This is a genomic window from Raineyella antarctica (assembly GCF_900092135.1).
Taxonomy (GTDB): Bacteria; Actinomycetota; Actinomycetes; order Propionibacteriales; family Propionibacteriaceae; genus Raineyella; species Raineyella antarctica.
Map to the genome: position 1 here is coordinate 214,754 of NZ_FMYF01000002.1, position 18,560 is coordinate 233,313.

Sequence of the window (18,560 nt, forward strand, 5' to 3'; positions counted from 1 at the left end):
CCAGATGTCACCCCAACGGCTGCACGCTACGGAGAGAATGGCCCCATGGCCAACCATGTGGTGGCGTGCCCCTCGTGCGGCACCCGCAACCGTGTTCCTGCCGTGGCGAAGGGCGTGCCGCAGTGCGCGCACTGCCACCGGCCGCTGCCCTGGATCGCTGACGCCGATGACCAGAGCTTCGACGAGGTGGTCAACACCGCCGGCGTGCCGGTGCTGCTGGACCTGTGGGCGCCCTGGTGCGGCCCGTGCCGGCAGGTGTCGCCGGCACTGGAGAGGCTCGCGACCGAGCGGGCCGGCAAGCTGAAGCTGGTCAAGGTGAACGTGGACATCTCCCCGCTGGTGCAGGCGCGGTTCCAGGTCCAGTCGATCCCGACGCTGATGGTGTTCCGGAAGGGCCAGCAGGTCGCGCGCCAGAGCGGGGCGATGCCGCTGAACCACCTGCGGACGTGGCTGGACCGGGCGGTCGGCTGAGGCGGCGCGGAGGCTCATTTGGCAACAGCGGGGGAGTTGCCACGGATGCCCACGCCGCGGCACCCCGCTCGATAGACTTTCGACACAACGGCACCGGGGAGGTTGGGGATGGAACCCGTGGGCAAGCTGGCTGGTCCCGGGCACCGACTTCCACCCGCCGCCGCGGGCACGGCCGAGCGGGCCCGCTGGTGGCACCACGTCGGCGACGGTCGACTGCAGTGCGACGTCTGCCCCCACCAGTGCCAACTGGCCGACGGCGAGGCCGGCAAGTGCTTCGTCCGGGTCCGGCAGGGCGAGCGGATCGTCCTCACCACGTACGGGCTGGCGTCCGGCTTCTGCCTGGACCCGATCGAGAAGAAGCCGCTCTACCACTTCCATCCGGGGACCGCGGTGCTCTCCCTGGGCACCGCCGGCTGCAACCTGTCCTGCCGGCCGTGCCGGACCTGGGACGAGGCGGTGGCCAAGCGGGTGCACCGGATGGCCGAGGAGGCCTCGCCCCGCGCGATCGCCGCGGCCGCGCACCAGTGGCAGGCCACCAGCGTCGCCTTCACCTACAACGACCCCGCGATCTACCCCGAGTACGCGATCGACATCGCCCGGGCCTGCCACGTACAGGACGTCCGGACCGTCGCGGTCACGTCCGGCTTCATGATGCCCGCGGTGCGCCGGGAGTTGTTCGGGGTGATGGATGCCGCCAACATCGACCTCAAGGGGTTCGACGAGGAGTTCTACCAGTCCTTCATCGGCGGCAGCCTGCGCCCGGTGCTGGACACGCTCATCTACGTACGCCACCGCACCTCGACCTGGCTGGAGATCACCAACCTGTTGGTGCCCGGCCACAACGACGCCCCGGACCGGCTGCGCGCGATGTGCACCTGGATCCACGACGAGCTCGGACCCGACGTGCCGCTGCACTTCAGCGCCTACCGGCCCGATCCGCGGATGCCGGAGACCGGGCTGGCCGCCTCCGGGCTGGCCGGCGTGCCGCCCACCCCACCGGAGGCGCTGCTGCGTGCGGTCGACATCGCGCGGGAGGTGGGCCTGCGCTACGTGTACTCCGGCGGTGCCGGCACGCCCGCGACCGGGACGACGTACTGCCACGGCTGCGGCGCCGCGCTGATCGAGCGCGAGGGCCACACCGTGCAGCGCTACCGGATCACGTCCCAGGGGCGCTGTCCGGAGTGCCGGGCCGTGCTGCCGGGCGCGTTCGACGACCGGCCGGGCGACTTCGGGGCCCGGCGGATCCCGATCCGGCTCGGGAACTGATCGGCTTCCGCGGGGCGGGAGCGGGTGCGGGACCAGGACCCAAGGACCGGAGCGGGTGCGGGTATCGCCGTCATCGACGCCCGCGTGCTCACTTCTTGATCGCCCGTCGTGTCGGCGTCCCCACTTCTTGATCCTCCACTGTCTCGGGTGGACGATCAAGAAGTAGAAGCGGGCTCAGTGGGCTGAGTGGGCGCCTGGGGTGTCAGGTGTGCTGATGGCCGGGAGACCCTGGACGCCCACGTTGCTCGGGATGATCACGACCGGATCCGGCGCGGTCCGCTTGGCCAGCAGTTCGCGGAGCTCCGGCTCGCCGATCACGGCGATCCGCTGGCCCTGGCCGAGCTTCTCGACCACGCACCGCTCCTTGGTGGTGGCGCCGGTCAGCGGCGGTCGCCGGGCGTCACGGCCGGCCCCGATGACCAGGAGCGTCAGGGCACGCGTGGCGGACTTCACGTTGCGGCCGCCCGCGCGTTCGATCCGGGCCATCGCCTCCTCGCGCTCGGCGAACTCGAACTGGCCGGTGATCAGCACCACCTCACCGCGCAGCGACGTCGGGACCGGGACGGTCGGGTCGGCGAGCGAGGGGCCCGAGGTCGGCCGGTGCACCTCGCGCCGGTACCCCCTGTCCCGGCTGGGCATGGCCGGCCGGTCGCCGCCGGTTTGGGGGCCGGGGCCCACCCCGGCGCCGACTCCTGCGCCAGTGCCCACGCCAGTGCCCACGCCCGCGCCGGTGCCCGGCAGTCCCGGCCGCGGACCGGAGGGCCACAGTTCGTGCAGGGCGTGCAGGCCCTGCAGCCGCGCGACCTCCAGCACGATCCGGGCGGCGGTGAGGGCGTCCTCGCCGGCGTCATGGTGCGCGAAGGGCGGCAGCCGCAGGGCCTGGGCAACCGTCGACAGCTTGTGGTTGGGGGAGTCGACCGTACGTCGCGCCAGCTCCAGCGAGCAGCAGAACGCGGCCGTACGGGACCCGATCCCGGTGACCCCGTTGGCCGCCGCCCAGACGCCCTGGTCGAAGGTGGCGTTGTGTGCCACCGCGATCCGGTCCCGGGTCAGCGTGCTGAGGCGGCGCTCGGTCTCCGGCCACCCGATGCCGCGGGCACGGCAGTCGGCCGCGGTGATGCCATGGATCTGGATGTTGCGCGGTTCGAAGCGGGTGGCCGGCCCCGGCGGACGGATCAGCCACGAGTCCCGGTGGGTCAGGCGGCCGTTCTCCACCACCGCGACCCCGACCGCGCAGGCCGAAGTGCGCGCCCCGTTCGCCGTCTCGAAATCGATCGCCACGAAATCCAATGCCATGTCGAAGCCTCCTGGTGGGGCGACGACCGACCCATCCCGACGGATCGTAGCCAGCAGCGCTGACATCAAGACCCGCATGGACGGCGAGTGCGGGCGGAGTCACATCCGGTACCGCGCCCGTACGGGGAGCGCTGTTGGATCAGCGGGTGACCGCGCCCGTACGGATGCTTGTTTGGATCAGCCGGTGACCGCACCCGTACGTGGAGGCTTGTTGGGTCAGCCGGTGACCGCGCCCTCCGAGGCCGAGTGCACCAGTTGGACGTACTTGGCCAGCACCCCGCGGGTGTAGCGGTGCGGCAGCGGCTGCCAGCCCTCGCGCCGGGCGGCCAGCTCCTCGGGATCGACCAGCAGGTCGAGCGTACGACCCTTGATGTCGACCCGGATCCGGTCACCGTTGCGGACGAACGCGACCGGACCGCCGTCGACGGCCTCGGGCGCCAGGTGACCGATGCATAGGCCGGTGGTGCCTCCGGAGAAGCGCCCGTCGGTGAGCAGCAGCACGTCCTTGCCCAGGCCCGCGCCCTTGATCGCGCCCGTGATCGCCAGCATCTCGCGCATGCCGGGGCCGCCCTTGGGCCCCTCGTACCGGATCACCAGCACGTCGCCGGCCTGGATCTCGCCGCGGTCCAGGGCGTCCATCGCCTCCTGCTCGCGCTGGAAGACCCGGGCGGGGCCCTCGAACACGTCCGCGTCGAACCCCGCCGACTTCACCACCGCGCCCTCGGGCGCCAGCGAGCCGTGCAGGACGGTGATCCCGCCGGTCGGGTGCAGCGGGTTGTCCATGCTGCGGATCACCTTGCCGTCCAGCGGCTTGGGGCCGATCTGCTCCAGGTTCTCGGCGAGCGTACGACCCGTCACCGTCAGCGCGTCGCCGTCCAGCAGGCCGGCGTCCAGCAGCGCCTTCATGATCACGGGGATGCCGCCGTGGAAGTCCATGTCGGCCATCACGTGCTTGCCGAACGGCTTCATGTCCGCCAGGTGCGGCACCTTGTCGCCGATCCGGTTGAACTCGCCCAACTCCAGGTCGACGTCGGCCTCGTGCGCGATGGCCAGCAGGTGCAGCACGGCGTTGGTGGAGCCGCCGAGGGCCATCAGCAGGGTGATCGCGTTCTCGAACGCCGGCTTGGTCAGCACCTGACGGGCGGTGATGCCCTGACGCAGCAGTTCGACCACCGCCTCCCCTGAGCTGTGCGCGAAGCTGTCGCGGCGCCGGTCGGCGGAGGGCGGGGAGGCCGAGCCGGGCAGGCTCATCCCGAGCGCCTCGGCGATCGAGGCCATTGTGTTCGCGGTGTACATGCCGCCGCAGGCGCCCTCGCCCGGGCAGATCGCGCGTTCGATCGCGTCCAGGTCCTGCCGGCTCATCAGCCCGGCCAGGCAGGCGCCCGCCGCCTCGAACCCGTCGATCAGGGTTACCTCGTGCTCGGTGCCGTCGCTCAGCAGCGCCTTGCCCGGCGCGATCGTCCCCGCGTACAGGAACACCGAGGCAAGGTCGAGCCGGGCCGCGGCCATCAGCATGCCGGGCAGCGACTTGTCGCAGCCGGCCAGCAGCACCGAACCGTCGAGACGCTCGGCGGACATCACCGTCTCGACCGAGTCGGCGATCACCTCGCGGGAGACCAGCGAGAAGTGCATGCCCTCGTGGCCCATCGAGATGCCGTCGGAGACCGAGATGGTGCCGAACTCCAGCGGGTAGCCGCCGCCGGCGTGGACGCCCTCCTTCGCGGCCTGCGCAAGGCGGTCCAGGGACAGGTTGCAGGGGGTGATCTCGTTCCAGGAACTGGCGATGCCGATCTGCGGCTTGTCCCAGTCCTCGTCGCCCATCCCCACCGCGCGGAGCATGCCGCGGCTGGCGGTGGCGTGGATGCCGTCGGTGACGGCTCGACTGCGCGGCTTGATGTCGGTCATCGTTGTCCTCGATCCGTGGCCGGGTGGCTTGAATCACCCTAGACCGGGGGCGCGGCGGGCGCGAGGGGGAATTGGGGGTGGTGTGGGCGGGAGTGGGGGTGTGTGGGTGGGGCGTGTTGGCGGAGCGATGCGCAGGCGTAGGGGCGGCCTCCGCGGCGGTGGCCCCTTGGGTACGCCGAATCTACTGATAGACCAGCAGATTCGGCGTACCCAAGCGGCTACTTGGCCAGGACGGCGCACGTGAGTACCGAACCGATGGCGCAACCTGACAGGACACCGCCAGCGGGCGGACAATTGTTGGGTTCTTCAGGATCGGGGCAGGATCGGAGAGGGGCCCAGGATGCGTCTAATGGTGCGGGCCAAGGGATTCGCCGGCGTAAGGGCTGCCGGAGCGGTGCTGGCCGGACTGTTGCTGCTGGCCGGGTGCACGCCGCCGGACGGGAACGGACCCCAGCCCACGAACGGGCCCGGGGCCGGACCTGAGCGCAGTCAGTCCTCCACCGCGACGAAGACGGTGCTGGTGTACTTCGACAACCAGGTGCTTAACCCGAACGCGGCCGACTGCTCCAAGGTGTACGCCGTGCCGCGGACCGTTCCGGCCTCCGCCGACATGCTGACCGCGAGCATGCAGCAGTTGCTCGCAGGCCCAACGGCGGCTGAGTCCGCGCAGGGCTATCGGTCGTGGTTCTCGTCGGCGACCGCGAACGCGCTGGTCAGCGCCAAGGTCAGCGGTGGCACCTCGTACGTGAACCTCACCGACATCCGTACGGTGATCCCCAACGCCAGCACCTCGTGCGGCAGCCAGGCGCTGCTGGCACAGCTCGGCACGACCGCCCAGCAGGCGGGCATGACGCCGCAGGTGCGGTACGCGATCGAGGGGCAGCCGAAGGCATTCTGGGAGTGGCTGCAGATGGGCTGTGACGCGTCCAACGACAATTGCGACGCGGCACCGTTCAACTGACCGAACGCTCGAGGTGAACGGGGGCGAGGTGAACGGTGGGCGAGGTGAACGGTGGGCGAGGTGACGAGTAGTGGCCTGCTCACCGGCAGGTTCTTGATTACCCGTGCTGGTGGCGCTGTCGGTTCTTGATTCCCCGTCTTTGTGGCGTTCCCAGTTCTTGATCCTCCGTTGTCTCGGACGGACGATCAAGAACTGGGAAGAGGGTTCGGGTCCGGGGAGAGCGATCTGGAGGGGCCTGAAGAGTGCGGCAACGCTGTCTGGGCGGCACTGGGTCCCGGCTTCCATGATCAGGAAGCCGGGACCCAGTGACTGACGGGGAGTCGGCGTGATCAGAGCAGTTCGGCGATCTGCTCCTCGGTCAGCTGGCGGACCGGCCGGTCGGCCAGCATGAGGGCGAGCTGCGCCGAGACCTCCAGTTCCTCGGCGGCGTTGACCGCGGCCTCGAGCGAGGAACCGGCGACCACGCTGCCGTGGTTGCTGAGGATCATCGCGCTGGCACCGCGCCCCGCCTCGGTGATGCTCGATTCGATCTCCGGGCTGCCCGGGCGGTAGTAGGGGATCGTCGGGACGTCCCGGCCCAGCCTCATGACGAAGTAGGGCGTGAGCGGCGGGATGAGCGGGCCCGGCCCGGGCTGCAGGCAGCTGAGCGCCGTGACGTGCAGGGAGTGCAGGTGCACGACCGCCTGGGCATCCGGGCGGGCCTCGTACAGCGCCCGGTGCATCACCACCTCCTTCGTGGGCCGGTCGCCGCCGACGTGGTTCCACTGGTGGTCGAGCAGCGAGAGCCGATCGGCCCGCAGCCGGCCCAGCGACGAGTTGGTGGGCGTCATCAGGAAGCCCTCCGGCACCCGTACGCTGATGTTCCCGGCGCTGCCGACGGAGAACCCGCGCTGGAACAGGCTGGCGCCCAACTCGACGATCTGCTGGCGCTGCTCGCTCTGGCTCATGTCCGCTCCTGGGTCGTTTCGGGTTGATGGCGGGGATCGGGTGCGGGAGGCATCAGACGAAGATGTCGGCGACCAGGATGGTGACCAGTGCGGTTGCCCAGGCGACAGTGGTCGGCACCGACCAGGTCAGGATCTGGTGCTTGACCGTCTTGACTCCGAGCATGCGGTTCACGACCCAGAACAGGCTGTCGTTGAAGTAGCTGAAGACCATGGCTCCCAACGCCGCGGCCTGGGCCGCCAGCACCATGTTGACGCCGGGGATCTGCGCCATGATGGGCGCCGACAGCGAGGCAGCGGTGATGATGGCCACGGTGCCGCTGCCCTGGACCAGCCGGACCATGGTGGCGATCAGGAACGGGATGAGGATCGCCGGCAGCGGCAGTCCCGCGACCCACTGGCCAATTGCCTGGCCGACGCCGCTGTCGCGGAGTACGGCTCCGAGCGCGCCACCCGCACCGGTGACCAGCAGGATGATGCCGGCGCTGTCGATGCCCTTCTCCATCTCGGCCAGCGCGTCGCGGCGGCTCAGGTGACGGGCGACGCCGTAGATGGCGAGCAGCAGGCCGATGCCGAGCGCGATGACCGGGTTGCCGATGAACGAGGCCGTGTCCACGAGGAGCTGGGGCACCGAGTTGCTGGCCGCGAGGGCGGCGATGCCGGTGTTGAGGAAGATGAGCAGGATCGGCGCGACGATCGGCAGCATGGAGAGGGACAGCGAGGGCAACTGGGCCTCGCGTTCCTTGGCCTGGGCGGCGAACTGCGCGAAGGCTTCCTTGGGCTCCAGTGCCTCGTCGATGTCGTCCTCGACAATGGTGGCGGTGCCTCGGCCCGAGACGCTGGCGTTCTGGACGCCGTGCCCCTCGGCGTGGGTGCTGACCTGCGTGAAGGCGTCCTCGACCACCAGCGACTCACCGGTGTCGCGCTTGATCATGGCCTCGATCCGCGGGCCCATGACCCGCGCGTAGATCGTGACGGTGACCAGCGCGGGGAGGGTGAGGATCAGGCCCCAGAGGATCATGTCGCCGATGCTGACGCCGAAGATTCCGGCGGCGCCCAGCGGGCCCGGGGTCGGGGGGACGGCATGGTGGGTGAGCACGAGGCCGCCGGCGAGCGCGATGCCAAGGGTGAGTACCGAACGCTTGGAGGTGCGGCTCAGCGACTTCACCAGCGGGTTGAGGATGACGAAGGCGCTGTCGACGAAGATCGGGATGGAGATGATGTAGCCCGCGACCGCGAGCGCCCATTCCTCCCGCTTCGTGCCGAGCCAGCGGACCAAGGTGATGGCGAGCTTCTCGGCGGCGCCGGATACCTCCAGCAGTCGTCCCATCATCACGCCGAAGCCGACGACGAGGCCGATCGTGGCCAGGGTCGAGCCGAAGCCCGTGGTGATGGACTTGATGGCGTCGGCCGGCGCCATACCGGCGGAGAGGGCCGCGATGGACGCGGCGGCGATAAGGGCGATGAGCGCATGCACCTTTGTGCGCATGACGAGGAACACCAGCACTGCGATCGCGATGACCAGGCCGACGATGGCCGTGGGGCCGATCGCGGTGGCTGCTTCTTTCATGGGGATGTCCGCTTTCTGGGAGCAGGAATCAGGGGTCGAGGAGGGGGTCCCGGGCAGGGGTCGATGAAGGAGCCCGGGGCCGAAGGGTCGGGTGAGGGGTTCCCTCGAGCGATGACCGGAGGGTCAGCGCCCTGGATCAGCGCCCTGGGACAGCGCCTGAGGGAGAAGAACTCGGGGTTCAGTGCGCCGGCACGAATTCGTCGCGGTACTGCGCGACGACCTCGTCGAACGACTCGTCACGGGCGAAGCCGAGGGCGAGCGGGCGCTCGACGTCGAAGTCGCCGGGCCAGGAGCAGACGATGTCCATCACCCGCTGGTCGGGCTCGTCGGTGACCAGGGCGCGGGCCTCGGTGCCGCCGACCCGCTCGAGGCTGTCGAGCATCTGCCCGACGGTGACCGAGATGCCGGGCAGGTTCAGGGTGCGCCACTGGCCCAGTTCGGCGCCGTCGACCTCGAGCGCGTGCACCAGGTTGCGTACGGCAGTGTCCGGGGAGGATAGCCACATCCGGGTGTCCTGCGGGACCGGGCAGGACGAGGCGACGCCGTTCAGCGGCTCGCGCAGGATGCCGCTGGCGAAGGACGAGGCGGCCGAGTTCGGCCTGCCCGGACGTACGGAGATGGTCGGCAGCCGGAGCACCCGCCCGTCGACGAAACCCTTGCGGGAGTACTCGTTGACCAGCAGTTCGCCGATCGCCTTGAACGCGCCGTACGTCGACTCGGGCTGGGTCGCGAGGTTCTCGGGCACCCGCGCGGGCATCGGTCCGCCGAAGACCGCCAGCGAGCTGGTGAAGAGGAAGCGCGGGCGGGTTCCGGTCGTGCGGGCGGCCTCGAGGAGCGCGCGGGTGCCGTCGACGTTGACCCGCATGGCGAGGTCGAAGTCGTCCTCCGATCCGCCGCTGAGCACGGCGGCCAGGTGGTAGACGGCGACCGTGTCGGGGGTGATCACCGAGGCGATCAGGGCGGGGTCGGCGATGTCGCCGACCACGGAGGTCACGTGGGGGTCGTCCACGGGGGACTCGACGAGGTCGAACGAGACGATCCGGTCGAAGGCGATCGGCGGCGTGCCCTGGTCCTTGCGCTCGAGGAGGAGTCGGATCACGCGGCTTCCGAGGAAGCCGGCGCCGCCGGTGACGACGATGTTCATGGCTGCACCTTTGCTGTGGGGGTCTGGGGAGAAGCGGACGGGGAGGCTGCGGAGCGGGGGGAGGGGACGTCGACGAGGACCAGCGGGACGTCCTGCTGCGCGATCGCCGTACGGGCGGGCTCGGGCAGCCCGCTGTCGGTGATGACGGCGTCGAGCTCGGAGAGCCGGGCCGCGCGCAGGTCGGCCACCTTGCCGTACTTGCTGCTGTCGGTGAGGAGCACGGTGCGGGTGGAATTCTCGACGATCGCGCGCTTGACGACCTTCTTGGCCTCGGTCGGCACGGACAGGCCGCGCAGGTCGAAGGACGACGTGGAGAGGAAGGCGATGTCGATGTTGTATTCGGCGATCGCCGCGGCCGTCTGGGCGCCCTCGGTGGAGAGGTTCGCCCGATCGACCTTGCCCGCCGCGAGGTACAGCTCCTCGCTGGCCGCATGCTCCGACAGGTAGGTCGCGATCGCCAGGTCGTTGGTAATGAAGGTCAGGTCCGCGCGGTCGGCGAGCGCGCGGGCCAGGGCCAGGGTGGTCGTGCCGGCGTCCAGCAGCACGAGCTCGCCGGGCCCGACCATGCTCGCGGCCTGCTGGGCGATGGCGGTCTTCTCCTCCTGGCGGATGCCTTCCTTGACGGCGTGGGACTGGTCCAGGACCAGACGGGCCGGCAGCGACACCCCGCCGGGCACCGAGGCCACGCGCCCCAGCTCCTCGAGGGCTCCGATGTCGCGGCGTACGGTCATGTGCGAGACGTCCAGGAGCTCGCAGAGTTCGGAGATCCTCGCCGTTCCCCGCTCCTCCAGGACGCTGAGGATGCGCCGGCGCCGCTCCAGGGGGATCATCGCGAGGATGTCCGGTAGGCGTCGAGCCAGCCGAGTCCGGCCTCGGTGCCGGCGGCCGGGTTGTACTCGCACCCGACCCAGCCGGTGTAACCGGCGTCGTCCAAGGCGGCGAGCACGTACGGGTAGTTCAGCTCGCCGGTGTCGGGCTCGTGCCGCTCGGGCACCGAGGCGATCTGGACGTGGCCGACCCGGTCGACCGTCCGCCGGATGAGCCGGGTCACGTCGCCGTCGGTGATCTGCGCGTGGTAGAGGTCCAGTTGGAGCCGGACGTTGTCCCGCTCGACCGTGTCGAGGAACTCCAGCCCCTGCCGCACGCTGGCGATGTGGTAACCGGGCACGTCGTACGGGTTCAGCGGCTCGACCAGGATCAGGCAGCCGGCCTCGGCGGCACGGTCGGCGGCGTAGCGGATGTTGCGCAGGTACGTCTCGCCACAGGCCGCGGACGGGTTGCCGCCGGTGATCCCGGCCATGGTGTGCAGGCGCGGGCAGTCGAGCACCTCGGCGTACGCCAGGGCGGTCTCGACTGCGGCCTCGAACTCGGCCTCCCGACCGGGCAGGGCCGCAATGCCGCGCTCGCCCCCCGACCAGTCGCCCGGCGGCATGTTGAACAGCGCCTGCGTCAGGTTGTACTCGGCGAGCCGGTCGGCGATGTCCTGGGCCGGGAAGTCGTACGGGAAGAGGAACTCCACTGCCTCGAAGCCGGCGCGGGCGGCGGCCTCGAAGCGGTCGAGGAAGGGCAGTTCGGTGAAGAGCATCGACAGGTTGGCTGCGAACCGGGGCATGGTGGGTCCTTCGGGGGTCAGTGCGCGGTCTGCGGCGCGGTTTGCTCTGCGGTCTGCGGTGCGGGCTGCGGTGCAGTCTGTTGTGCGGGCTGCGGTGCGGGCTGTTGTGCGGTGGTGAAGAAGTCGGTGTCGCCGAAGTTCCCGGACTTCAGGGCGAGTTCGATGCCGGAGTCGAGCGCGCGCACCCAGGGCACGCCGGGAGCGATCTGGGGGCCGACCTCGAAGCCGGTCACGCCGAGGGCGGTCGTGACGGATCCGGAGGTCTCGCCTCCCGCGACCACGAAGCGTCGTACGCCGTCCTCCGCGAGCCGGGCGGCCACGGTGGCGAACAGTGCCTCGATCGCCTCGCTGGTGCGCTCGGCGCCGTAGGTGGCGTGGAGCCTGGCCACCTCGTCGGGCGGCGCGGTGGCATAGACGAGCGGTGCGGCCCCCTCCCCGGACCGCTCCAGGGCCCAGGCGAGGACGTCGCGGGCGTACGTCGGAGGGTCGGCCAGGAGCCGGTCGACGTCGACCCGGAGCGTGGGTGCGCCGGAGGCGTCGTAGGCGGCTACCTGCTGGTTGGTCATCACCGAGCAGGATCCCGACAGGATCACGGTCCGCCCGGGGGTCGGCTGCCAGGTCCGCGTGTCGTGGTCGGCGTGCTGCCACGTGCCGGTGGCGTCGTCGGCGTGCTGCCACGTGCCGGTGGCGTCGTCGGCGTGCTGTCCCGCAGGCCTGCTCAGTACGCGCGCCAGTCCGGCGCCCAGGCCCGAGCCCCCGGTCACCAGGGGAAGGTCCGCGACGGCCTCGCCGAGGACATCCAGGTCGTCGTCGGTGACGGCGTCCAGGACCGCGTAGCGGAAACCCTCGGCCTTCAGGGCAGCCAGTGCGTCGCGTACGGCAGCGCTGCCCCGGGCAACGACGGCCGCGTCCACGTTCCCGGTCCTGCCCTGGGACTGCCGGTCCATCAGGCGCATGAGGTTGGAATCGGTCATCGGCGTGATGGGGTGGTGGCGCATGCCCGACTCGTGCAGCGGCGCGTCACCGACGAACAGGTAGCCCTTGTAGACGGTGCGGCCGTTGACCGGAAGCGCAGGGCAGATGACGGTGAAGTCGGTGCCCAGTGCCGCGAGCAGGGCGTCCGTGACGGGCCCGATGTTGCCCTGGTCGGTACTGTCGAAGGTGGAGCAGTACTTGAAGTAGAAGCGCTCGGCGCCGATCGACTGCAGGAACCCCAGGGCGGCCAGGCTCATCTCCACCGCCTCAGGGGCCGGGTTGGAGCGGCTCTTGAGGCTGACCACGACCGCGTCGACGTCCTCCGGCACCGAGGTCGCGGCGGTCGGGACGCCGGTCAGCTGGACGGTGCGCAGACCGTTGGCGACCAGGAACCCGGCGATGTCGGTCGCGCCGGTGAAGTCGTCGGCGATCACGCCGAGCCGTACAGCCATATCCACTCCTGAGGAGCGCACCACGACCCGGCGCGCCATTGCGTAGGGGTGACCGAGGTGTCGACAACGTCGCACGTCCTCGGTCGATCGTTGTCACGAAACTTAACACAGCTTCACAAAAATGCACAAGTGGTGGCGGGCGCGCTTGAACCGAGCTGTGGGAGCGGCGGTCTGGGGGCGGCGTACGGCAGCCTCGGCGCAGGTCGAGGTGTCGGGACAGGCCCCTCCGGCCGCCCTCGATTATTTGTCAGTGCGTTCGATTAGCGTGGTGGTCATGGAACGGGAATGGGGAACCCGAACCGGCGCTGTGTTGGCCGGGATACGTACGGGTCTGGACGCATTGGACGACGATCGATCACTGGCCACCGATGCCGAACGGGTGGCCTTGCTGGATGCGGCGGTGGAGGCCGCGGACCGGTTGGCCGCGTTGGCCGCGGTGCTGGCCGCCGAGACTGACGCGTACGGGGCCGACGTCACGGCGACGGGGCTGCCAGTGGTGAGCCTGCTGTCCGCGCAGCGGCGGATGACACGGCGTGAGGGCTGGGCGCTGCTCGGTCTGGGCCGGGACCTGCGCAGCTTCCCCGACCTCACCCGGGCCGCGCTGGCGGGTGAGGCCTCGCCGGCGCAGGTGCGGGCGATCACCAGGGTGCTGGCGGATCTGCCCGATGACCTGGACGCAGGTGAGCGCGCCCGGGCCGAGGCGATGATGGTCGGCTTCGCCGCCGAGTTCGACGCCAAGGGCCTGTCCACGTTGTCCGGGCACCTGCTGGAGGTGATCGCGCCGGAGGTGGTCGACCGGTTGGAGGCCGAGCGGTTGGAGCGGGAGGAGCGCTTGGCCCGGCGGAATCGAGAGTTGTCGTTCACCGATGACGGGCACGGAACGGTGAAGATCCGCGGAAGGCTGCCGGTGCTGCAGGCGCAGACCCTGATCGAGCAGATCAACGCGATGGCTTCAGCCGAGGCCCGTCGCGCGCTGGACGCGCTGGATCCGCTGGCCGAGGAGGTCACCCCGACGATGCGCCGGGCGGACGCCCTGGTCGCGCTGGCCGAGGCCGCCGCGGCCCATCAGGACGCGCCGGCGCATGGCGGCGACCGGCCGCGGATCGTAGTGACCATGCCGCACGAGCGGTTGGCCGACCTGGCGGCGGGTGCTCGTCTGGTCGGGCCGGACCAGCCGATCAGCGCTGGGGAGCTGCGCCGGTTGTGCTGCGACGCAGACCTGGTGCCGGTGGTGCTCGGCGCCGAGTCGGAGGTCCTCGACGTGGGCCGCGAACACCGGCTGGTCACCGCCCCCATCCGCACCGCCCTCAACGCCCGGGACCGAGGGTGTGTGTTCCCCGGCTGCGACAAGCCGCCGACGGACTGCCATGCGCACCACATCGTGCCGTGGCAGGCCGGTGGGGCGACATCGCTGGACAACCTCGTCTCGGTCTGCGCGCACCATCACCGCATCGTCGAGCCAACCACCGCACCTGCGGACAAGCGCTGGCAGATCCGTCTGGGCAACGGCGGCATCCCGGAGGTGCTGCCGCCGGTTCGCGTCGACCCCGAGCAGCGGCCCCGACGCCACCAACGCTTCAGGATCCCGCGCGCCGAGGCCGCCTGACCGGGCCGCGGTCGGGAACCCGTCACGTCCTCGTGCCGGGGCCTCGGTGCTGCCCCGGGAAGGGCGGGGATCGGTGCTGCCCAGGGGAGGGGGGCTCGGTGCTGCCAGGGAGGGGGCGGTTCAGATGCGCAGGTCGAGGCGCATCACGACGCGCGGGAACCCGCCCGAGACCGAGTCCGTACGTGCGGCCAACTCGAAGCCTGCCGCCTCGAACACCGCACGGGTGCCCACGTACGCCATGGTCGGGTCGACCCGCTGCCCCTGGTTGTCGACTGGATAGCCCTCGACCGCCGGGGCGCCCAGCTCGTACGCGTACTCGACGGCGCCGGCGAGCGCGGCGTGGGAGATGCCCTGGCCGCGGCGGCCGGGCCGGACCCGGATGCACCAGATCGACCACACCGGCAGGTCGTCCACGTGCGGGATCTTGCGGGAATTCGCGAACGGCAGTTCGGCCCGCGGGGCGATGGCGGCCCAGCCGACGACGTCGTCGCCGTCGTACGCCAGGATCCCGGGCGCCACCGGGCGCCGGGTCAGCCCAAGGACGTAGTCCGCGCGGGCGGTGCCGAGGAGCGAGCGGTTCGTCTTCGAATCGATCCGGTGGCTGAGGCACCAGCACACGGAGGAGTCAGGGTTCTTCGGTCCGAGCATGGTGGCGAGGTCGTCGAAGCGGTCCTCGGTGGCCGGGTGGGTGGTGATCGTCATGGTGCGGGCGCCTCAGTTCTCCGGTGGCCGGCTCTCCGGCCGGCTCTGCTGCGGCGCGGTCTGCTCCGGCAGGGTCTCCCGCGGGCCCTGCTCCGCGCTCTCCGGCAGGGTCTGCTCCGGCAGGGTCTGCTCCGGCAGACTCTCCTCCGGCCAGCTCGCCTCGGCCAGCTCCTGGAGTCGGCGCAGGTCCGCCGCCACCGCCTCGATGTCGCGGTCGAACTCGGCATCGGTCATCTCGAACTGGCGGATGGTGAAGACCACCTCGGCGCCCTCCGGATGCGGCAGCACCCGCATCGGGTTGTGCACGACGACCCCGGAGGGGAGCGTCACGTCGTGGTCGAGGATCAGGTACGGGTTGCGTTCGGTGAAGCGGAGGGTGACCCGGCCCATCGGCGACTCCACCACCAGGTCGTCGCCCTCCCGTAGGAGCTCGCCCTTGGCCAGCCCGGCGGCCCAGCGCGGCAGATTGTCGACGTCGGCGGCGAGGTCGTACACGGCCCCGGGATCGCGATGGATCACCTGGCTCACGTGGCGGCTACGCATGGCCCTACCCTGCCATGCGCCGCGGGTGACGGCCAGAGCCCGAAGGGGGCTCGCGCCCTCACTCCACCTTCGCGGCCGCCGGCGTGGCCGCCCAGCTGCCCAGCAGGTCCAGCGCCCGGGCCGACGGCGAGCCCGGCTCGGCAGTGTAGATCGACATCGTCTGGCCCTCGTCGGCCACCAGCCGCAGGCTCTCGTAGCTGAGCTCCAGGTCGCCGACCTCCGGGTGGTGGAAGCGCTTGGACCCGGCCCGGTGGGTGTGCACGTTGTGCACCGCCCAGCGGGTCCGGAACGTCTCCGAGCGGGTCGACAGCTCCCCGATCAGGTCCGACAGGTCCTTGTCGTACGGGTCCCGGCCGGCCTCGGCCCGCAACGCGGCGACGCACTCGTCGGCGATCCGGTCCCAGTCCAGGAAGAACCGCGGCGCCTCCGGGGACAGGAAGATGAACCGCGCGGTGTTCGGCCGCTTCGGCGCGAAGTCGACCACCGGGGCGTACAGCGCCCGGCCCAGCGCGTTGAGCGCCAGCAGGTCGAAGTGCTCGTTGCGCACCAGCGCCGGCCCGGTGAACGAGTCCAGCACCAGTTGCACGCCGGGGCGCACCTTCCGCGGAGTCGTCCGGCGCCGCTGCGGGCGTCCCGGCCCGGCCGTACGCAACAGGTCGGCCAGGTGCGCGGCCTCGTCCTCGTCCAGCTGCAGTGCCCGGACCAGTCCCTCGAGCACCGACTCGGAGACCGTTCCGACGTGCCCGCGCTCCAGCCGGGTGTAGTACTCCACGCTGATCCCGGCCAGCAGCGCGACCTCCTCGCGCCGCAGCCCGCTGACGCGACGGTTGCCCCCGTACGCCGGCAGCCCGGCCCGGTCGGGGGTGATCCGGCCCCGCCGCGAGGTCAGGAAGTCACGGATGTCGTCGTTCGTCGCCACGCCTCCACGCTACGTCGACGCGCCCGCCGCAGGCAGGTACTGCTGGTACCCCTCTTCGCAGAGTCTCCCGCGCGGTCGAGGACGGTGGTTGCCTTGGTGGCAACGGCAGAGAGCCCGGTGGAAACGGCCGAGCACCTGGTCGCAACGACCGAGAACTTGGTCGCAAGGACAGCGAGGCGACCGGCACCGGCCGTACGGGCCGACACCGGCCCACGGGAAGGAACGTCATGGACCACGTACGACTGGGGGCCTCGGGCCTGAAGGTGAGCCGGATCGGGCTCGGCTGCATGAGCTTCGGCGACCCGGCCCGCGGCGGCTACACCAGCTGGTCGCTGGACGAGGAGGCCGCGCAGCCGTTCTTCCGGCAGGCGGTCGAGTCCGGCATCGACTTCTGGGACACCGCGAACTCCTACTGCAACGGCAGCTCGGAGGAGATCGTCGGGCGCGCTATCCGTACGTACGCCCGGCGCGAGGACATCGTGCTGGCCACCAAGGTGTACTTCCCGATGCACCCGGGTCCGGGCGGCTCCGGGCTGTCGCGCAAGGCGATCATGGAGAACATCGACGCAAGCCTGACCCGGCTCGGCACCGATTACGTCGACCTCTACCAGATCCACCGGTTCGACCCGGAGACGCCGGTGGAGGAGACGATGGAGGCGCTGCACGACGTGGTGAAGGCGGGCAAGGCCCGCTATCTGGGCGCCTCGTCGATGTGGGCGTGGCAGTTCGCGATGATGCAGTACACCGCCGACCTCGGCGGGTGGACGCACTTCGTGTCGATGCAGGACCAGTACAACCTGCTGATGCGCGAGGAGGAGCGGGAGATGTTCGGCCTGCTCGCCGAGCAGGGCGTCGGCTCGATCCCCTTCTCCCCGCTGGCGAAGGGGCGGGTCACCCGGCCCTGGGGCGAGCGGACCTCGCGGATGGACCAGGACCCGGTCGGGGCGCGGTTCGACATCGAGGGCGACGAGCCGATCGTCGACGCGGTGCAGCAGGTCGCGGCGGCCCGGGGGATCCCGATGGCGCAGGTCGCGCTGGCCTGGGTGCTGCGCAACCCGGTGGTGTCCGCGCCGATCGTGGGGGCCACCAAGCCGCACCACCTCGCCGATGCCGTCGCGGCCCTCGACGTACGACTCGAGGACGACGAGGTGGCGCTGCTCGAGCAGCACTACCGCCCGCACGTGCCATCGGCCTTCTGAAGCTTCATCGGCCGCCGACGCCCCGCCCTCCAGTTCTGGATCCTCCGCCGTCCGGGACGGACGATCAAGAACTGGGAGGCCCCCAGGGACGGACGATCCAGAACCGAAGCATTCCCCGCACCGACCCTTCCCCGAGGAGAACCCATGGCCCTGTCCGAGGCCGCCCGCACCCACCACGACGAGCTGTTCGGCGAGCACCGCTCGACGCTCACCCAGACCGACCCCGAGTTCGTCGAACTGTTCGACAACTTCGCCTTCGACGAGATCATCGCCCACGACGAACTCCCGGTGACCCTGCGCCTGCAGGCCATCCTCGCCGCGCTGATCGCGATGCAGGCCCTCGGCGAGCTGCGCGTGATGCTCGGCGCAGCACTGCGGGTGGGCGTGACCCCGGTCGAGATCAAGGAGATCGTCTACCAGGCGGTCCCGTACGTCGGCATCGGCCGGGCGTACGAGGCGCTTCACCTGGTCAACGAGGTGCTCACCGGCGCCGGCGTCGCGCTGCCGCTGGCCGGGCAGTCGACGACCACGCCGGCCACCCGCGAGGCAGCAGGCAGGTCCGTGCAGGAGGAGATCTTCGGGGACGCGATCGCCGCGATGTACGAGGCCTCGCCCCGCGACCAGGTGCACATCCAGCACCACCTGTCCGCCCACTGCTTCGGCGACCACTACACCCGGACCGGCCTGGACCTGGCCACCCGGGAGCTCCTCACCTTCGCGATGCTGACCGCGCTGGGCGGGTGCGAGCCGCAACTGACCGGACACGTCGCGGGCAACGCGGCGGTCGGCAACGGCCGGGCCCGGCTGCTCGAGGTGCTGACCCAGCTGCTGCCGTACGTGGGCTACCCGCGCACACTGAACGCGATCGGCTGCATCAACAAGGTGCTGCCCGAGGACACCGGGTCCGCGGACGAGCCCGACCCCCACTGACCGACCTGGCACCGACCCGCCCCGGGACCTGACCCGCCACCTCTGGCACTGAGCCGGTACCTGAC

At 70.8% G+C, this 18,560-nt stretch carries 17 protein-coding genes; 6 read left to right on the plus strand and 11 right to left on the minus strand.

Translation table 11 applies throughout. The annotated features are described in order from the left end of the window. Positions 1–45: 45 nt before the first annotated feature. Positions 46–471 (plus strand): thioredoxin, encoded by a 426-nt coding sequence (trxA, locus tag GA0111570_RS03480; protein WP_092606397.1) that lies wholly within the window; start codon positions 46–48, stop codon positions 469–471. Between the two features lie 117 nt (positions 472–588). Continuing rightward, positions 589–1,737 carry an AmmeMemoRadiSam system radical SAM enzyme gene (gene amrS, locus GA0111570_RS03485; protein ID WP_245703006.1) on the plus strand — a complete coding sequence of 383 codons (1,149 nt, stop codon included), beginning with the start codon at positions 589–591 and terminating at the stop codon, positions 1,735–1,737. A 174-nt stretch (positions 1,738–1,911) separates the two neighbouring features. Here the strand turns inward: amrS and GA0111570_RS03490 are convergent, their stop codons facing one another. Next, entirely contained in the window at positions 1,912–3,033 is a 1,122-nt protein-coding gene (locus GA0111570_RS03490) for an exonuclease domain-containing protein (RefSeq protein WP_175557303.1), read from the minus strand. A 216-nt stretch (positions 3,034–3,249) separates the two neighbouring features. Beyond that, the gene (gene ilvD, locus GA0111570_RS03495; protein WP_092606403.1) at positions 3,250–4,938 is read right to left on the minus strand and encodes a dihydroxy-acid dehydratase; all 1,689 of its coding nucleotides are present in this window, start codon (positions 4,936–4,938) and stop codon (positions 3,250–3,252) included. A 340-nt stretch (positions 4,939–5,278) separates the two neighbouring features. On the opposite strand from ilvD, the gene GA0111570_RS03500 reads away from it, so the two are divergent. After that, positions 5,279–5,899, plus strand: a complete 621-nt coding sequence (locus tag GA0111570_RS03500; RefSeq protein WP_092606405.1) for a GerMN domain-containing protein — start codon at positions 5,279–5,281, stop codon at positions 5,897–5,899. A 329-nt stretch (positions 5,900–6,228) separates the two neighbouring features. Here GA0111570_RS03500 and otnC read toward each other — a convergent pair whose 3' ends face one another. From otnC to otnK, 6 genes are all read right to left on the minus strand, one after another. Continuing rightward, on the minus strand, positions 6,229–6,846 hold the full coding sequence (otnC, locus tag GA0111570_RS03505; protein WP_092606407.1) for a 3-oxo-tetronate 4-phosphate decarboxylase: 618 nt from the start codon (positions 6,844–6,846) through the stop codon (positions 6,229–6,231). Between the two features lie 52 nt (positions 6,847–6,898). Then, positions 6,899–8,413 (minus strand): GntP family permease, encoded by a 1,515-nt coding sequence (locus GA0111570_RS03510; protein WP_092606409.1) that lies wholly within the window; start codon positions 8,411–8,413, stop codon positions 6,899–6,901. A gap of 178 nt (positions 8,414–8,591) precedes the next feature. Further along, entirely contained in the window at positions 8,592–9,557 is a 966-nt protein-coding gene (gene denD, locus GA0111570_RS03515) for a D-erythronate dehydrogenase (RefSeq protein ID WP_092606411.1), read from the minus strand. Beyond that, positions 9,554–10,387 carry a DeoR/GlpR family DNA-binding transcription regulator gene (locus GA0111570_RS03520; RefSeq protein WP_092606413.1) on the minus strand — a complete coding sequence of 278 codons (834 nt, stop codon included), beginning with the start codon at positions 10,385–10,387 and terminating at the stop codon, positions 9,554–9,556. Before GA0111570_RS03520 ends, denD begins: the two co-directional genes overlap by 4 nt. After that, positions 10,384–11,169, minus strand: coding sequence for a 2-oxo-tetronate isomerase (gene otnI / locus GA0111570_RS03525; RefSeq protein WP_092606415.1), 786 nt, complete (start codon positions 11,167–11,169; stop codon positions 10,384–10,386). Before otnI ends, GA0111570_RS03520 begins: the two co-directional genes overlap by 4 nt. Positions 11,170–11,186: 17 nt before the next feature. Further along, positions 11,187–12,596, minus strand: coding sequence for a 3-oxo-tetronate kinase (gene otnK, locus GA0111570_RS03530; protein ID WP_092606417.1), 1,410 nt, complete (start codon positions 12,594–12,596; stop codon positions 11,187–11,189). A 340-nt stretch (positions 12,597–12,936) separates the two neighbouring features. Between otnK and GA0111570_RS03535 the strand changes: the two genes are divergently transcribed. Further along, a complete protein-coding gene (locus GA0111570_RS03535) occupies positions 12,937–14,202 on the plus strand; it encodes an HNH endonuclease signature motif containing protein (RefSeq protein ID WP_217634002.1) in 1,266 nt (421 codons plus the stop codon). 120 nt (positions 14,203–14,322) lie between these two features. On the opposite strand, the gene GA0111570_RS03540 is transcribed toward GA0111570_RS03535, so the two are convergent. From GA0111570_RS03540 to GA0111570_RS03550, 3 genes are read right to left on the minus strand one after another with little or no spacing between them, the layout of a single operon-like run. Continuing rightward, on the minus strand, positions 14,323–14,904 hold the full coding sequence (locus GA0111570_RS03540) for a GNAT family N-acetyltransferase (protein WP_092606421.1): 582 nt from the start codon (positions 14,902–14,904) through the stop codon (positions 14,323–14,325). A 12-nt stretch (positions 14,905–14,916) separates the two neighbouring features. After that, the gene (locus GA0111570_RS03545) at positions 14,917–15,447 is read right to left on the minus strand and encodes an SRPBCC family protein (RefSeq protein WP_092606423.1); all 531 of its coding nucleotides are present in this window, start codon (positions 15,445–15,447) and stop codon (positions 14,917–14,919) included. Between the two features lie 58 nt (positions 15,448–15,505). Beyond that, positions 15,506–16,366, minus strand: a complete 861-nt coding sequence (locus GA0111570_RS03550; protein WP_092606425.1) for a helix-turn-helix transcriptional regulator — start codon at positions 16,364–16,366, stop codon at positions 15,506–15,508. Between the two features lie 227 nt (positions 16,367–16,593). On the opposite strand from GA0111570_RS03550, the gene GA0111570_RS03555 reads away from it, so the two are divergent. Both GA0111570_RS03555 and GA0111570_RS03560 read left to right on the plus strand, forming a co-directional pair. Then, positions 16,594–17,565, plus strand: coding sequence for an aldo/keto reductase (locus GA0111570_RS03555; protein ID WP_092606427.1), 972 nt, complete (start codon positions 16,594–16,596; stop codon positions 17,563–17,565). A 144-nt stretch (positions 17,566–17,709) separates the two neighbouring features. Then, a complete protein-coding gene (locus GA0111570_RS03560) occupies positions 17,710–18,495 on the plus strand; it encodes a carboxymuconolactone decarboxylase family protein (protein WP_092606429.1) in 786 nt (261 codons plus the stop codon). Positions 18,496–18,560: the final 65 nt, after the last annotated feature.

Bases quoted from the DNA above. Each gene is read 5' to 3' on its own strand.
- trxA (WP_092606397.1), top strand. From the start codon at position 46: ATGGCCAACCATGTGGTGGCGTGCCCCTCGTGCGGCACCCGCAACCGT.
- GA0111570_RS03490 (WP_175557303.1), bottom strand. From the start codon at position 3,033: ATGGCATTGGATTTCGTGGCGATCGATTTCGAGACGGCGAACGGGGCG.
- ilvD (WP_092606403.1), bottom strand. From the start codon at position 4,938: ATGACCGACATCAAGCCGCGCAGTCGAGCCGTCACCGACGGCATCCAC.
- GA0111570_RS03500 (WP_092606405.1), top strand. From the start codon at position 5,279: ATGCGTCTAATGGTGCGGGCCAAGGGATTCGCCGGCGTAAGGGCTGCC.
- otnC (WP_092606407.1), bottom strand. From the start codon at position 6,846: ATGAGCCAGAGCGAGCAGCGCCAGCAGATCGTCGAGTTGGGCGCCAGC.
- GA0111570_RS03510 (WP_092606409.1), bottom strand. From the start codon at position 8,413: ATGAAAGAAGCAGCCACCGCGATCGGCCCCACGGCCATCGTCGGCCTG.
- denD (WP_092606411.1), bottom strand. From the start codon at position 9,557: ATGAACATCGTCGTCACCGGCGGCGCCGGCTTCCTCGGAAGCCGCGTG.
- GA0111570_RS03520 (WP_092606413.1), bottom strand. From the start codon at position 10,387: ATGATCCCCCTGGAGCGGCGCCGGCGCATCCTCAGCGTCCTGGAGGAG.
- otnI (WP_092606415.1), bottom strand. From the start codon at position 11,169: ATGCCCCGGTTCGCAGCCAACCTGTCGATGCTCTTCACCGAACTGCCC.
- otnK (WP_092606417.1), bottom strand. From the start codon at position 12,596: ATGGCTGTACGGCTCGGCGTGATCGCCGACGACTTCACCGGCGCGACC.
- GA0111570_RS03540 (WP_092606421.1), bottom strand. From the start codon at position 14,904: ATGACGATCACCACCCACCCGGCCACCGAGGACCGCTTCGACGACCTC.
- GA0111570_RS03545 (WP_092606423.1), bottom strand. From the start codon at position 15,447: ATGCGTAGCCGCCACGTGAGCCAGGTGATCCATCGCGATCCCGGGGCC.
- GA0111570_RS03555 (WP_092606427.1), top strand. From the start codon at position 16,594: ATGGACCACGTACGACTGGGGGCCTCGGGCCTGAAGGTGAGCCGGATC.
- GA0111570_RS03560 (WP_092606429.1), top strand. From the start codon at position 17,710: ATGGCCCTGTCCGAGGCCGCCCGCACCCACCACGACGAGCTGTTCGGC.